The sequence below is a fragment of the Devosia marina genome (assembly GCF_009758415.1).
In the GTDB taxonomy this organism is placed as follows: Bacteria; Pseudomonadota; Alphaproteobacteria; order Rhizobiales; family Devosiaceae; genus Devosia; species Devosia marina.
Genome location: NZ_WQRF01000010.1, coordinates 47897 through 59896 on the forward strand (window position 1 = coordinate 47897; position 12000 = coordinate 59896).

General features: G+C 59.8%; 13 protein-coding genes, 2 tRNA genes and 3 pseudogenes. 14 read left to right on the forward strand and 4 right to left on the reverse strand.

Going from position 1 to position 12000, the window contains the following annotated elements; all coding sequences use genetic code 11:
- Positions 1 to 2: 2 nt before the first annotated feature.
- Positions 3 to 77: transfer RNA gene (locus GO014_RS17485), tRNA-Thr, on the reverse strand.
- Between the two features lie 122 nt (positions 78 to 199).
- Between GO014_RS17485 and GO014_RS17490 the strand changes: the two genes are divergently transcribed.
- From GO014_RS17490 to GO014_RS17530, 9 genes are all read left to right on the forward strand, one after another.
- Positions 200 to 361, forward strand: coding sequence for a hypothetical protein (locus GO014_RS17490; protein WP_425482099.1), 162 nt, complete (start codon positions 200 to 202; stop codon positions 359 to 361).
- A 126-nt stretch (positions 362 to 487) separates the two neighbouring features.
- Positions 488 to 1780, forward strand: coding sequence for a UDP-N-acetylglucosamine 1-carboxyvinyltransferase (murA, locus tag GO014_RS17495; RefSeq protein ID WP_157291610.1), 1293 nt, complete (start codon positions 488 to 490; stop codon positions 1778 to 1780).
- 405 nt (positions 1781 to 2185) lie between these two features.
- Positions 2186 to 2617, forward strand: coding sequence for a DUF2948 family protein (locus tag GO014_RS17500; RefSeq protein ID WP_116589385.1), 432 nt, complete (start codon positions 2186 to 2188; stop codon positions 2615 to 2617).
- Between the two features lie 10 nt (positions 2618 to 2627).
- Positions 2628 to 3920, forward strand: a complete 1293-nt coding sequence (gene hisD / locus GO014_RS17505; protein ID WP_157291611.1) for a histidinol dehydrogenase — start codon at positions 2628 to 2630, stop codon at positions 3918 to 3920.
- Positions 3917 to 4888: a UPF0262 family protein gene (locus GO014_RS19580; protein WP_157291612.1), complete on the forward strand. Its 972-nt coding sequence runs from the start codon at positions 3917 to 3919 to the stop codon at positions 4886 to 4888. Before hisD ends, GO014_RS19580 begins: the two co-directional genes overlap by 4 nt.
- A gap of 75 nt (positions 4889 to 4963) precedes the next feature.
- On the forward strand, positions 4964 to 5182 hold the full coding sequence (gene infA, locus GO014_RS17515) for a translation initiation factor IF-1 (protein WP_046103343.1): 219 nt from the start codon (positions 4964 to 4966) through the stop codon (positions 5180 to 5182).
- A gap of 15 nt (positions 5183 to 5197) precedes the next feature.
- The gene (locus tag GO014_RS17520; protein WP_116589382.1) at positions 5198 to 5836 is read left to right on the forward strand and encodes a Maf-like protein; all 639 of its coding nucleotides are present in this window, start codon (positions 5198 to 5200) and stop codon (positions 5834 to 5836) included.
- Complete coding sequence (yacG, locus tag GO014_RS17525) at positions 5836 to 6021, forward strand: DNA gyrase inhibitor YacG (RefSeq protein ID WP_157291613.1); 186 nt, start codon at positions 5836 to 5838, stop codon at positions 6019 to 6021. The genes GO014_RS17520 and yacG overlap by 1 nt, the downstream gene beginning before the upstream one ends.
- A gap of 329 nt (positions 6022 to 6350) precedes the next feature.
- Positions 6351 to 6426 (forward strand) — tRNA-Phe (locus tag GO014_RS17530).
- A gap of 108 nt (positions 6427 to 6534) precedes the next feature.
- Here the strand turns inward: GO014_RS17530 and GO014_RS17535 are convergent.
- Both GO014_RS17535 and GO014_RS17540 read right to left on the reverse strand, forming a co-directional pair.
- On the reverse strand, positions 6535 to 6795 hold the full coding sequence (locus GO014_RS17535) for a type I restriction enzyme endonuclease domain-containing protein (protein ID WP_343031007.1): 261 nt from the start codon (positions 6793 to 6795) through the stop codon (positions 6535 to 6537).
- Positions 6792 to 8324, reverse strand: a pseudogene (locus GO014_RS17540) (IS3 family transposase). The gene GO014_RS17535 and the pseudogene GO014_RS17540 overlap by 4 nt, the downstream one beginning before the upstream one ends.
- Before the next feature lie 86 nt (positions 8325 to 8410).
- Between GO014_RS17540 and GO014_RS17545 the strand changes: the two are divergent.
- Complete coding sequence (locus GO014_RS17545; protein WP_157291614.1) at positions 8411 to 9487, forward strand: hypothetical protein; 1077 nt, start codon at positions 8411 to 8413, stop codon at positions 9485 to 9487.
- 250 nt (positions 9488 to 9737) lie between these two features.
- Here GO014_RS17545 and GO014_RS19285 read toward each other — a convergent pair.
- Positions 9738 to 10090 (reverse strand): annotated as a pseudogene (locus GO014_RS19285) (PLP-dependent aminotransferase family protein); the annotation flags it as partial.
- A gap of 536 nt (positions 10091 to 10626) precedes the next feature.
- On the opposite strand from GO014_RS19285, the gene GO014_RS17555 reads away from it, so the two are divergent.
- The 4 genes and pseudogenes from GO014_RS17555 (at position 10627) to GO014_RS17570 (ending at position 11955) form a co-directional block, all read left to right on the forward strand.
- Entirely contained in the window at positions 10627 to 10953 is a 327-nt protein-coding gene (locus GO014_RS17555; RefSeq protein ID WP_157291615.1) for an STAS domain-containing protein, read from the forward strand.
- A complete protein-coding gene (locus GO014_RS17560; protein ID WP_157291616.1) occupies positions 10950 to 11318 on the forward strand; it encodes a response regulator in 369 nt (122 codons plus the stop codon). The genes GO014_RS17555 and GO014_RS17560 overlap by 4 nt, the downstream gene beginning before the upstream one ends.
- A pseudogene (locus GO014_RS19010) lies at positions 11315 to 11575 on the forward strand (Hpt domain-containing protein); the annotation flags it as partial. The gene GO014_RS17560 and the pseudogene GO014_RS19010, both read left to right, overlap by 4 nt.
- 14 nt (positions 11576 to 11589) lie before the next feature.
- Positions 11590 to 11955, forward strand: coding sequence for a chemotaxis protein CheW (locus GO014_RS17570; protein WP_343031004.1), 366 nt, complete (start codon positions 11590 to 11592; stop codon positions 11953 to 11955).
- The last annotated feature ends 45 nt before the right edge of the window (positions 11956 to 12000 follow it).

Genomic DNA, 12000 nt, shown 5'->3' on the forward strand with positions numbered 1-12000 from the left:
ACTGGTGCTGCCGGACAGGATTGAACTGTCGGCCTCTCCCTTACCAAGGGAGTGCTCTACCACTGAGCTACGGCAGCAAATTCGCGGGGGCCGGTGATCCGGCGCGGCGACGGGGGCTCCTTTGCCATAGGGACCGTCTCGACGCAAGACCAAAAACAGCCTATCAACCGGACCAATGGAATCGAGGTGCCGAAGGGCCATGGGCAAATCGGAACAAACTGCACTGCGCGAGCAAAGATTGGCCGCAAAGCTGCGGGAGAACCTCAAGCGTCGGAAGGAACAGGCAAAGGCGCGCGCCGCAGGCGACGCGAACGAGCAGGCTCTGACGACACCCGAAACGGACACGAACAAGAAACCGTAAACCATTTTCGGGCGATTCTGATCGCAACACTTTCGAGAACGGCTGGTCTGGCTCACGTGGCATCGAAGACCCTGCCTTGCCTCCCAACAGGTAGCAGGCCTATCGGGCCATTTCTGAGGACTTCTTATGGATCGTATTCGTTTGGTTGGCGGCAATGAATTGCGGGGTGAAATCTCCATTTCAGGCGCCAAGAACGCCGCCTTGCCACTGATGATCGCGTCCCTGCTGACGGACGAGCCGCTGGTGCTGCACAATGTGCCGCGCCTGGCCGACGTCAAGCAGCTCGAACGCATTCTGGAAAATCATGGCGTCGACATTGCGGTGCATGGTCGTCGCCGTGGCGAAGAGGAAGGCGTGGGCCAGCGCATGACCTTCCACGCAGCCGATATTGTCGACACCACCGCCCCCTATGATCTGGTCTCCAAGATGCGCGCCAGCTTCTGGGTCATCGGGCCGCTGCTGGCTCGCTGCCATGAGGCGCGGGTTTCCCTGCCCGGTGGCTGCGCCATCGGCACGCGTCCGGTGGATCTCTTTCTTTATGGCCTCAAGCAATTGGGCGCCGAGATCGACATCGATGAAGGCTATGTCGTCGCCCGCGCACCCAAGGGTGGGCTGGTCGGCGCCACGGTCAGCTTCCCCAAGGTTTCGGTGGGCGCCACCCACACCATCCTGATGGCCGCCTCCCTGGCGCGTGGTACCACGATCATCGAAAATGCCGCGCAGGAACCCGAAATCACCAATGTCGCCGAATGCCTCGTGGCCATGGGCGCAAAAATTTCTGGCATCGGCACGCGCACGCTGACTGTCGAAGGCGTCGAGAAGCTGCACGGCGCCACCGTGGAAGTCATTCCTGATCGCATTGAGACCGGCACCTTCGCCATGGCTGCGGCCATGACCGGGGGCGATGTGCTGCTCAGGGGCGCCCGGTCCGAGCACCTGCAGGCTGCGCTCGACATTCTCGCCCAGACCGGGACGGAGCTGTCCCACGAGGCCAATGGCATTCGCGTGCGGCGCAACGGCAATGGCATCCAGCCCGTCGACGTGGACACTGACCCGTTCCCTGGCTTCCCAACCGATTTGCAGGCCCAGTTCATGGCGCTGATGACCATGAGTTCGGGTGTCAGCGAAATTCGCGAGACGATTTTCGAGAACCGCTACATGCATGTGGCCGAACTCGCCCGCTTCGGCGCCGACATTGCCGTCAACGGCCAGGTGGCAACGGTCACCGGCCGCCCGCAATTGAAGGGAGCCCAGGTCATGGCCACCGATCTGCGCGCCTCGGTGTCGCTGGTCATCGCCGGCCTCGCCGCCAAGGGCGAAACCGTGGTCAACCGCATCTACCACCTCGACCGCGGCTTCGAACGCCTGGAAGACAAGCTCTCCCGCTGCGGCGCCGAAATCGAGCGGCTTGCTGGCTGACGCACGGCCGAAGGCAAGATCACTCCAGTGGAGCGATTTTAGTAAGTCAGGCCACGAGACCTGTGGTCGAGTGGCAGCGCGCGGTGCCGAAGGCAAGATCGCTCCAGTGGAGCGATTTTAGTAAGTCAGGCCACGAGACCTGTGGTCGAGTGGCAGCGCGCGGTGCCGAAGGCAGAAGCACTCCGGTGGAGCGATTTTAGCGTGCAGCGCTGTGAAAGTTATGCCCGAGTAGCGGCGGCAACGCGTACCATGGCGGATACGACTGAATTTGTGTTTGCGGCTGACCATTGCGGGTCTGCCCCTCAACGTCTCGGCGCTCTTCGCATTGCCCCAATCCGCACAAACTTGTAGATCGGAGGTGGCGTGACCAGATAGGGTCATCGCCATCCCAACAGGGCCTTGCACATGACCGATCTCAAGCTGATTGCGCTTGATACCGAAGACCTCGAAGTTGTCTCCGCCCACGCGCAGGACGCGGTCGTCCGCGTCCCCGATATGGGCTATGCCCGGCGAGACCAACGCTTTGCAATGCTGATGAACCGCTTTGCCTGGGAAAGCGACACGCCGCGCGGCAAAGGCACGCGCAAACGTGCTGCACTCGATTTCCGCGGGGTAACCCATGTCGCCTATGCTGGATTTGATCCCACTGCGCCCGAAGGCGTGCTCAACCTTCTCGCCATCGGTTTTCAGGTCACCGATTCCCCCTCAGGTATTGTCGAGCTGCGCTTCGCAGGCGGCGGCACGATCCGCATCACGGTCGAATATCTCGAGGCCCGGCTGACTGACCTCGGCGCTGCCTGGGCCGCTTCCGGCAAACCCGCACACGCCCTCGACTAGAAAGCATTTCATGCCCTTACGCCTCGATAGCGCCCAGTCCGATTTCGAACAGCGCTTTTCCGATCTGCTCGGCGCCAAGCGCGAGTCCAGCAAGGATGTGAACGACACGGTCGCATCCATCATCAGCGATGTGCGGGCGCGTGGTGACGTGGCAGTGGCGGAGCTGACCAACAGGTTCGACCGAGCCAGTGTCACCCCGTCGACCCTGGCTTTCTCTGCCGATGAGATTGCTGAAGCAGCCGCGCGGGTTCCAGGCCATGTGCGCGCCGCCCTGCAGACCGCGCATGATCGCATCAAGGCGCATCACGAAAAGCAGAAACCGCAGGATCACATCTATACCGATGATCTCGGGGTGACCCTCGGGTCGCGCTGGACCGCCGTGGACGCCGTCGGCATCTATGTGCCCGGTGGCCTGGCCTCCTATCCCTCATCTGTGCTGATGAATGCCGTGCCCGCCCATGTGGCTGGCGTCTCGCGCATTGCCATGGTGGTCCCGACGCCCAATGGGGAGATCAACCCGGCCATTCTCGCCGCTGCACAGATTGCCGGGATCACCGAGATCTACCGCATTGGCGGCGCCCAGGCCGTTGCAGCGCTCGCCTATGGGACCCAGGCCATCGCCCGCGTCGACAAGGTGACCGGGCCCGGCAATGCCTATGTCGCCGCCGCCAAGCGCCAGGTGTTCGGTCAGGTCGGTATCGACATGATCGCCGGTCCCTCCGAAGTGCTGGTCATTGCCGATGATTCGGCCAATCCCGCCTGGGTGGCGGCCGATCTCATCGCCCAGGCAGAGCATGGGGCAGGGGCCCAGTCGATCCTCGTCACCACTGATGCAAAACTCGCCGATGCAGTCGGTGCCGAGGTCGAGCGCCAGCTTGCCCTGCTCCCCAAGCAGACCATTGCCCGCGAAGGTTGGGAGGAGTTCGGCGCCATCATCACCGTCGCATCGCTCGATCAGGCAGCGGACCTTGCCAACCGCATCGCCTCCGAACACGTGGAAATCGCCACCGACGACCCACAGGCGCTGGTTCCGAAAATCCGTCATGCCGGCGCGATCTTTCTCGGACACCATACGCCCGAGGCCATCGGCGATTATGTCGGTGGCTCCAACCATGTACTGCCCACCGCCCGCTCGGCGCGCTTTGCCTCGGGCCTGGGCGTGCTCGACTTCATGAAGCGCACCTCGCTCCTCGGTTGCACGCCGTCGTCGCTGTCAGCGCTGGCCGAACCCGCCGTCACCATTGCCGGGGTCGAAGACCTCGATGGGCATGGCCGGTCCATTTCCATAAGGCTCAATCGGTGAGCATTTCGATGGGCACAGAGCAGGCGGCGACCGGCAAGGACAGGCTGGTCACCGTCACGCTCGACCCCAATACCATCACCTCGATCAATCCTGACGAGGTGCATGAATGGCGTATTGCCATTTACGATCTGCTTGAGGACAATGCCTTCAAGCCTGCCCGCGTCAGCGCCGAGGGGCCTTATGCGCTCCACATGTCGATCATCGGCAACTATATCCTGCTCGATGTGCGCCATCCCGAGACTTTCCAGCCCATCGCCGCCCACTATCTCTCGCTCACCCCGTTCCGCCGGCTCATCCGCGACTATTTCCGCATCCGCGACGCCTATTACGAGGCGATCCGCTCGGCCCAGCCCTTCCAGATCGAAACCGTCGACATGGCCCGGCGCGGCATGCACAACGAAGCAGCCGAGCTGCTGCGCACCCGCCTCACCAACAAGATCATTGTTGATCTCAACACCGCCCGGCGCCTGTTCACGCTGATCTGTGCCGTCCAGCCCTATGCGTCCCGCATCGATGAGGCGACCAGCGAATTGCCGACCGTGCTGTTTGTCTGCTCGATGAATTCGGTGCGCTCGCCCATCGCCGCAGCGCTCGCCCGCCAGGCCTTTCCGGGGCGGGTCATTGCCCGCTCGGTCGGCGTCAATGGCGGCAAGGCCGATCAGTTCGTGCATGAGGTGATGGAAGAAATCGGCATTGATATGAGCGTGCACACGCCCCACATCCTGGACGAGCTGGTCGCCAATCATTTCGACCTGGTCATCACCCTTTCTGACGACGCCCCCGATGCGGTGGAAAAGAAGGGGCTGGAAGCTGGTGCCATCGAGCACTGGCAGGTGGATGACCCCTCGCTGGTCGAAGGCAATCGCAGCCTGGTTCTGGGCGCTTATCGCGAGCTGCGCGACGGTTTGCGCAAGCGCGTGAAAGCCCGTTTGGGGCCATTGATCGCAAGTGGTTCACAAAACCTTTGAATTGAAGTAGGTTCCGCCCGATTTTGCGGCCCCGGCCAGCCAACAATGGCGCATGGGGCCTTCTCAGGAGAAAGTATGGCCAAGGAAGAAGTGCTCGAATTCCCGGGCGTGGTCACCGAATTGCTTCCCAACGCGACCTTTCGCGTGAAGCTTGAAAACGATCACGAAATTATCGCCCACACCGCCGGGCGCATGCGCAAGAACCGTATCCGCGTTCTCGCCGGCGACAAGGTGCTGTGCGAAATGACCCCCTACGACCTCACCAAGGGTCGCATCACCTACCGCTTTAAGTAAAAGGCATCCCGCGCCATGGCCGGCCGCCCCGACCTGATTCTGGCTTCGGCCTCACCGCGCCGGCTGGCTCTGCTCAACCAGATCGGCATCGAGCCCGAGCACCTGGTGCCGGCCCATGTCGATGAGACCCCCGAAAAAGGCGAACTGCCGCGCAAGCTGGCCCAGCGCCTGGCCGATCTCAAGGCCCTGACGGCCCAGCACAAGGCGTCCATTGCCGGCTTCGGCACCAATACCATGGTGCTGGCGGCCGACACGGTGGTCGCTGTGGGTCGGCGCATCCTGCCCAAGGCCGAGACCATGGAAGAGGCATCCGATTGCCTCCGCCTGCTCTCGGGCCGCGCCCATCGCGTCTATACCGGGGTCACGCTGATCACCCCCTCGGGCGCCCGCCGCCACCGCCTGGTGGAAACCCGCATCCGCTTCAAGCGCCTGTCCTCCAAAGAAATGGAGGCCTATCTGGCCAGTGCCGAATGGCGCGACAAGGCCGGCGGCTACGCCATCCAGGGCATTGCCGGCGCCTTCGTGGTCAAGCTGGTTGGGTCCTATTCCGCCGTGGTCGGCCTGCCTTTGCACGAAACCACCCAGCTTCTGGCGGGTGAGGGCTATCCGGTGCATTTCAACTGGCTCAACCAGTCGAGCCTGTCCGGCGTCTGATGGCTGAATCTCCCAAAAAGAAATGCCCCATCTGTGGCAAGCCCATGGTGGAAGAATTCAAACCCTTCTGCTCCAGGCGCTGCGCCGATATCGACCTCAACCGCTGGCTCACTGGCAATTATGTCATTCCCGCCAGGGACGACGAGCCCTTGCCTGACGCGGACGGCGAGGACGAGAACTTTTGAGCTCACCGCCGCGATGCGACTCCTGCCGCTGGCAGGGGGGCTCACCAAAAGCCGGAACGTCTGGGCTCTGGCTCTGATTGCCGCTGGGCCGCCCTCGGGCCCGACCGCAGGGCCGCTTGAAGCAGCGCGCGGCCAGCGCTGGGCACAAATGATCCTCGGCTCGCGCGCGACACGACCCTCTGCGCCTGGCAGTGCTTGCCAGCGCGCTGTCACAACGCCGTCACCCTCCCCCGCAAATCCCTTTATCCACACCGCGTTTTCACGCTTGCGCGGCAAAAACCGTTCCCCTATAAGGCCGGTGGCTCGCGGCACCGCCGCAACGGCCCGATGCCCAGATAGCTCAGTTGGTAGAGCAGCGGATTGAAAATCCGCGTGTCGCTGGTTCGATTCCGGCTCTGGGCACCACTTTCTCATAACGCTATCAACACGTTAGGCGACTGGCGATGTAAGTCGCAGCGTTGATCTTCCGCGCTGGGTTCCATTTGGGTGTCGCGAAGGCTCTGCAATCACTTGTCAGCCAAACTGCCGTAGAAGCGCCTCTGCCTGCTCCAGGACAAGCTTCACGGCGTCCTCTGCGAGATCGGGTGGGTAGCCGTACTTCTTTAGGATGCGCTTGACGAGCACCCGCATTCTGGCGCGCGCGCTTTCCCTCTTATGCCAATCGTCCGTTGCGTTTTGTCTCAGCTGCTCAAGGAGCTCATGGTGTTGAATGCCACTGAGAAGTGACCCAGTAGGCTGGGATAGGGGGTGCGGCTTAAAACTTGGACCGGTTATGCCTTAATGCCAAGACTTTCGCGGTATTCGACGGGGCTAAGAGCGCCAAGGGATATTTTGATGCGCTTCTCATTGTACCAACGGATGTAGGAATCAACTTCTTTCACGAACTGCTCGAACGTGGCCGCCCTCCAGTCCCGCGGGTAAAAGAGTTCCGTTTTCAGCCTGCCGAAGAAGCCTTCGCATGCAGCGTTATCTTGCGAGCACCCCTTGTGGGACATTGAGCGAACCAGCTTCGCGTCATCGACTCTCGATAGCCAACCTGGCCAGCGATAGTGGGCACCGCGATCAGAATGAACGATGGGCCGTGCATCTGCGTCCGCTAAAGTCTCGATGGCGGCATCCAGCATCGTATTGACCAGCTCGGCATCCGGATGCGTTCCAATGGACCAGCTGATGACCAAGCCATCGAAGCAGTCGATGATGGGCGAGAGGTACACCTTGCCAGCGGGGATCTGGAACTCGGTGATATCCGTAAGCCACTTTTCGTTCGGGGCTCTGGCCTGAAAATCGCGGTTGATGAGGTTTTCAGGAGCCGGACTGATTTCTCCAAGATAGGAGCCGTACCGGCGCCGCTTTGGCCGTGCAACGACCAAGCTCTCCTGTTTCATCAACCGCTGCACGACCTTTTCAGAGACCACAATGCACTGCCTGGTCAGCGACGCCCGCAGTCTGCGATAACCGTAGCAGCGACGGTTGAGTTCGAAGATTTCAGCGATGCTGTGACGAATGGCGAGGTACTTGTCTGCCAGCTTCACACGGGCTCGATGGTAGAAGTACGAACTTCGTGCCAGCCCCAACTGGGCAAGCAGCTCTGGCAGCCGATAGAGATCTTTGAGGGCGTCAACCAGCAGTGTCTTCTCCCGATTGCTCAGGAGCTGCAGATCAACGCCCAGGCCTTTTTTTAGAAGTTCATTGGCCTTCTTCAAAAGGTCCCGCTCGATCTGCAGCTGCCGGATGTCGCGTTGCAGGGATTCGAGCTGACGCTGCAGCTCCTCTCGCTCTGGCGGCACGGACTTATTGCGTTTCATGGTTGCGAGAGCCTCAGAGCCGAGTAACTGCTTTTTCCAGTTCTACAATGTTGGCCTGCACACGCCGAGTTTGTCAGCAACTGCCTGCGCATTTTCTTCTCGACTGCAAAGACCAATGACGCCCGCCTGCTTCAATGCAGCTGGATAGCTTGGGCGGCAAGCTACCCCAACTATGGCTTTCCTAGCCTGAGGAAGCGCCTCGCGAACCCATGCGGTCAACGTTCCACGACCGGGATAGCCCAACCCTCTCATCGTTGCGGAAATGCAGCGATCATGCGTGAGGTAGTATTCTACAGCCGCCTGTTTCTGTGCCTGACTGTATTTGGGGCCTCGGACCGCAAAACCCACTGGCAAATCCAGGCGTTTCTCGTATTCGCGATGCCAGCCCTTTAAGGCATTCTTGGTCGGGTAACCCAGCTGCAGAATGGTCGCCCTGACACGTTTGCCGAGCCTGATATACAGCTCGACCGCGCGGATCCTATCTTCGTACGAATACATGAACTACCTCCTTTGATAGTCCAAGTTTTCGTCCGCATCCCCACCGGGGCACTTCTCGGCGGAAATCAACATGCACGGGTTTTGAGGTGCTCGAAGGGGAGGAAGAGTCCATCGTCGAGTACCTGCAACTCAGGGACGATCTTGTGCGTATCGATGGGCGATACCGCAGTCCCAGTAGCGCGTACGGCACGATGTATCGCTTCTTGCGCGATCACAGGGAAGATGCCAACTTTGAAGCTATTCGAGCCATCCTTGCCCGCCACATCACCGCGAACTACCCAGGACAGGCAACGCTGTTCGGTGAACGCGTCGTTCCCAGGGAATACAGCTCAATCAAAGCGCTTGGAGAATCCAAGCACATAGATCCTCAGCGTATACGTTTGATGCTGCGGCACCAGCCATCGTTGACAGAACGGCCGAAGGGATTGCGGGGTAGAGCAGTAATTTCTCCAAGTTCAGCCAAGATAATCGTCGCGAGCATCACGAACGGCTCCACGGAGGCGCAACTACGGAGAATCCTAGGGGCGAGGGTTTTTCAGGTGAGGGCCCTCCTTGAATTGGGTGCCATCCCGTTGGTAGGCCGCCGAGGAGAAGAGAGTCTCTACAGCCGGTCGCACGCCATCGATATCTTGACCAAGGTTATTGGTCGCTCGTCCGTGGACCCTTCGGAGATCAACTCATTGGAGGAAAACCAAAGCAATTCAATTCAGGCAATCGCCACCGATCAAAAGATCCTGGAGCTCATTCTTGCAGGCAAGGTTCGAACCGGATTCAGGTCAGGGCAGAAAAAGGGCCTGTCAGGCTTGCTCGTCTCTCGGGCAGATTTGATTGCTTCCGTCGACGAGGAAGACCGCGGTCTAACCGGTGTGCAAATTGCAAAGCGGTTGCGAGTATCCGATGCCGTCCTATCTGACCTCTATCAAGTTGGTGCGCTCCCTCGTCCAAGTATTCGGACAGCTCGCGGTTTCAAGTTGACACCCGTTTCCACTGTTCGAGCTTTCGAAGCGCAATATGCCACTTTGAGAGAAATCGCGAATGGGCTCGGCTTGTCTACAAACGGCGCTATGAAGGTACTCAAGGCTAAGAAAATTTCTGCCCTCCCATTACCTTGCGGAAGGTACTCCGTCTTCGAGCGCGCGGACATCGCGAACATTATCCGATAGCGACTATTAGCTATGAGATCCTGAAGGCCCCGGCAAAGTCCCGGGGGCTTTTTTGCTCTGCAGAACAGCGGTTTAAGCCAGACTGTTGCCCACAAAATCTGAGCTTGCGCCAGACTATCGCTGCGGCCTCATTGTAATCATTGAAGTTTTTTTGTGACCTGAGACATCCTATGCCGGATTCTACGCCCATCACTGCCTTGCCACGGCGCCACTGGCTATGCCGGACAAGAAGGGCCGCTTCTCGCCGCCCCTCGTCGATCAACACGGTATCGCCTTGCTCCAGCAGAAAACGGCACAGTAGGTCGATGGCTTGGGTGCCGCTCTCGGTCAGCATGATCTGATCGGGGCATGCATTCACCCCGACATCAGCAGTTGTCGCGATATCAGCCGGCGCAGCGGCGGCAGGCCGAGCGGCGTACCATATTCCGACAAGACGACCCCGTCTGCTCGCGACAGTGTCCACAAGGATCGGCGTAGGGCGTCCTCGGGGAGCCATGGTGGCGGCGAACAACCGCGGCCTGGCTTGAAGGTGCCAGTATCGGCTTGGAGCGACACCCAAAAAAGCAGATCAAACCTACGGCTGGTCACCAGCCCTGAATCAGCCGAAACCTCGAAAGATCTATCGCAGGAGACATCCCTTCCCGAATTCTCTCATCAACAAAGGTACCCGGTCGGTGGGTGCTACCGTTCACTAGGGAAAAGTCTTCCGCGCGAGGTTTCGTTGGCACGCCCCTTTCGCCTCTGGATTACAAGTAGAGTTCGCGAGAAATTGGCTCCCTGATTTAAGGGCGTACGGATTGAGATTCTCCACTCTGAATCTAAGTATTGGGTCGCAGGAGTCAAATTCGGACAAATCGTAAAAATAACTGCTGGGAATGACGCAGTTATACTGTTGGGAAGAAAGTTTAATGTCAAAAACCCACAGTAACCGTCGGTTAAGATCTGTCGCGTAACTTATCGCATGCGTCGGATGGGAATACGGCGAATTGCGTCGTTAATAAAGGCGTCCAAAAGCACTCACCGGATCTCTAGAGATCCCATCCTAAACCGCTTCCCAGCATCTCTGCGGTAGAGTAGTCCATGTATTGCGCAATGCTCGTACTGGCTCGGTCATGGTCATGACCGGAGGCAGCCCCCATGTGGCCGAAATCAGCGGTGACGCTGACATCAGGCATTCCCAAGATATCACTGACATGCTGCGCAGCGCGCTCGCGGCCCATGATGTGGTGCTCGTGTCGCTAGACGAAGCGACTTGCGTCGATGTCAGTACCCTGCAAGTGCTGCTCGCAGCTCACAAGCAGGCCAAGAGCCTCGGCAAGTCGCTAGCCATGGCAGGTCCCGCCAAGGGTCGCCTACGCAAACTCCTGACAGAAAAGGGATTCCTAGACGTGGAGGGCGAGCCGATCTTCGCCGAGGCTCGCTTCTGGGTTACTCCACTCCAGCAGCCAAGGGACTTGTCGGCATGACCAAGACCATTCTGACGATCGACGATTCCGCATCCATTCGCCAGATGGTGTCGATGACCCTGCAGAGCGTGGGACTGGATGTTGTCGAAGCCATCGATGGGGCCGATGGCTACAAAAAGGTGATTTCGCAGACCGTCCACGCCGTCATCACCGATCTTAACATGCCGGCGATGAACGGCATCGACTTCATTCGCAAGTACCGCCAACACCCATCCAGCAAAGGGGTGCCAATCATACTGTTGACCACTGAGTCCGACGAGGAACTCAAGCGCGAGGCCAAGGAAGCCGGCGCCACCGGCTGGATCGTCAAGCCCTTCAAGCAGGACCAGTTGCTGGCCATCATCAAGAAGGTCACCGGCGCATGAACATCTCCGATCCGACCGAAACCTTCCGCCAGGAAGCGCGCGAGCTGCTCGAACAGCTCGAGGCCGGCCTGCTCGATCTCGAGCAGGACCCGTCCAATGCCGACCTCATCAATTCCACCTTCCGGGCCCTGCACACCATCAAGGGTTCGGGCGCCATGTTCGGCTTCACGGCCGTGGCCGGCTTCGTGCACGAATTCGAGACCGCCTTTGACCAGGTGCGCAAGGGGCAGACCGGGTACGCGAGATCCTCGATCTCGTCCCGATCACCGAAGTGCCCAATGCCCCAGATTTCGTGGGTGGGCTCATCAATGTGCGCGGCTACGTCGTCCCCCTGGCCGATCTCCGCGTCATGTTCGGCATGAAGCGGCCCGAGCCTGATCAGGACACACGCATCGTGGTGATGGAAGTGGACATGGACGGCGAACCCACCATTGCCGGCATCCTCGCCGACAAGGTGCATGACGTCACCGAGATTGAAGCCGCCTCCATCGAGGAGGCTCCCAAGGTTGGCATGCGCTGGCGCCCGGAATTCATCGAGGGCATCGGCAAGCGCAATGGCGGCTTCATCATCATCCCCGATTTAAACCGGATCATGCAGTGCGAGATCAGTCCGGAAGAAGAGGAAGGGCCGTCCTAGTGCAGCCCTTCTGCGAACCTCGCTCCTTACAGCAACCTTGATCAA

Excerpts from the sequence above, each read along its gene's own strand:
- murA (WP_157291610.1), top strand. The coding sequence starts at position 488 with ATGGATCGTATTCGTTTGGTTGGCGGCAATGAATTGCGGGGTGAAATC.
- GO014_RS17500 (WP_116589385.1), top strand. The coding sequence starts at position 2,186 with ATGACCGATCTCAAGCTGATTGCGCTTGATACCGAAGACCTCGAAGTT.
- GO014_RS17490 (WP_425482099.1), top strand. The coding sequence starts at position 200 with ATGGGCAAATCGGAACAAACTGCACTGCGCGAGCAAAGATTGGCCGCA.
- GO014_RS17560 (WP_157291616.1), top strand. The coding sequence starts at position 10,950 with ATGACCAAGACCATTCTGACGATCGACGATTCCGCATCCATTCGCCAG.
- infA (WP_046103343.1), top strand. The coding sequence starts at position 4,964 with ATGGCCAAGGAAGAAGTGCTCGAATTCCCGGGCGTGGTCACCGAATTG.
- yacG (WP_157291613.1), top strand. The coding sequence starts at position 5,836 with ATGGCTGAATCTCCCAAAAAGAAATGCCCCATCTGTGGCAAGCCCATG.
- GO014_RS17520 (WP_116589382.1), top strand. The coding sequence starts at position 5,198 with ATGGCCGGCCGCCCCGACCTGATTCTGGCTTCGGCCTCACCGCGCCGG.
- hisD (WP_157291611.1), top strand. The coding sequence starts at position 2,628 with ATGCCCTTACGCCTCGATAGCGCCCAGTCCGATTTCGAACAGCGCTTT.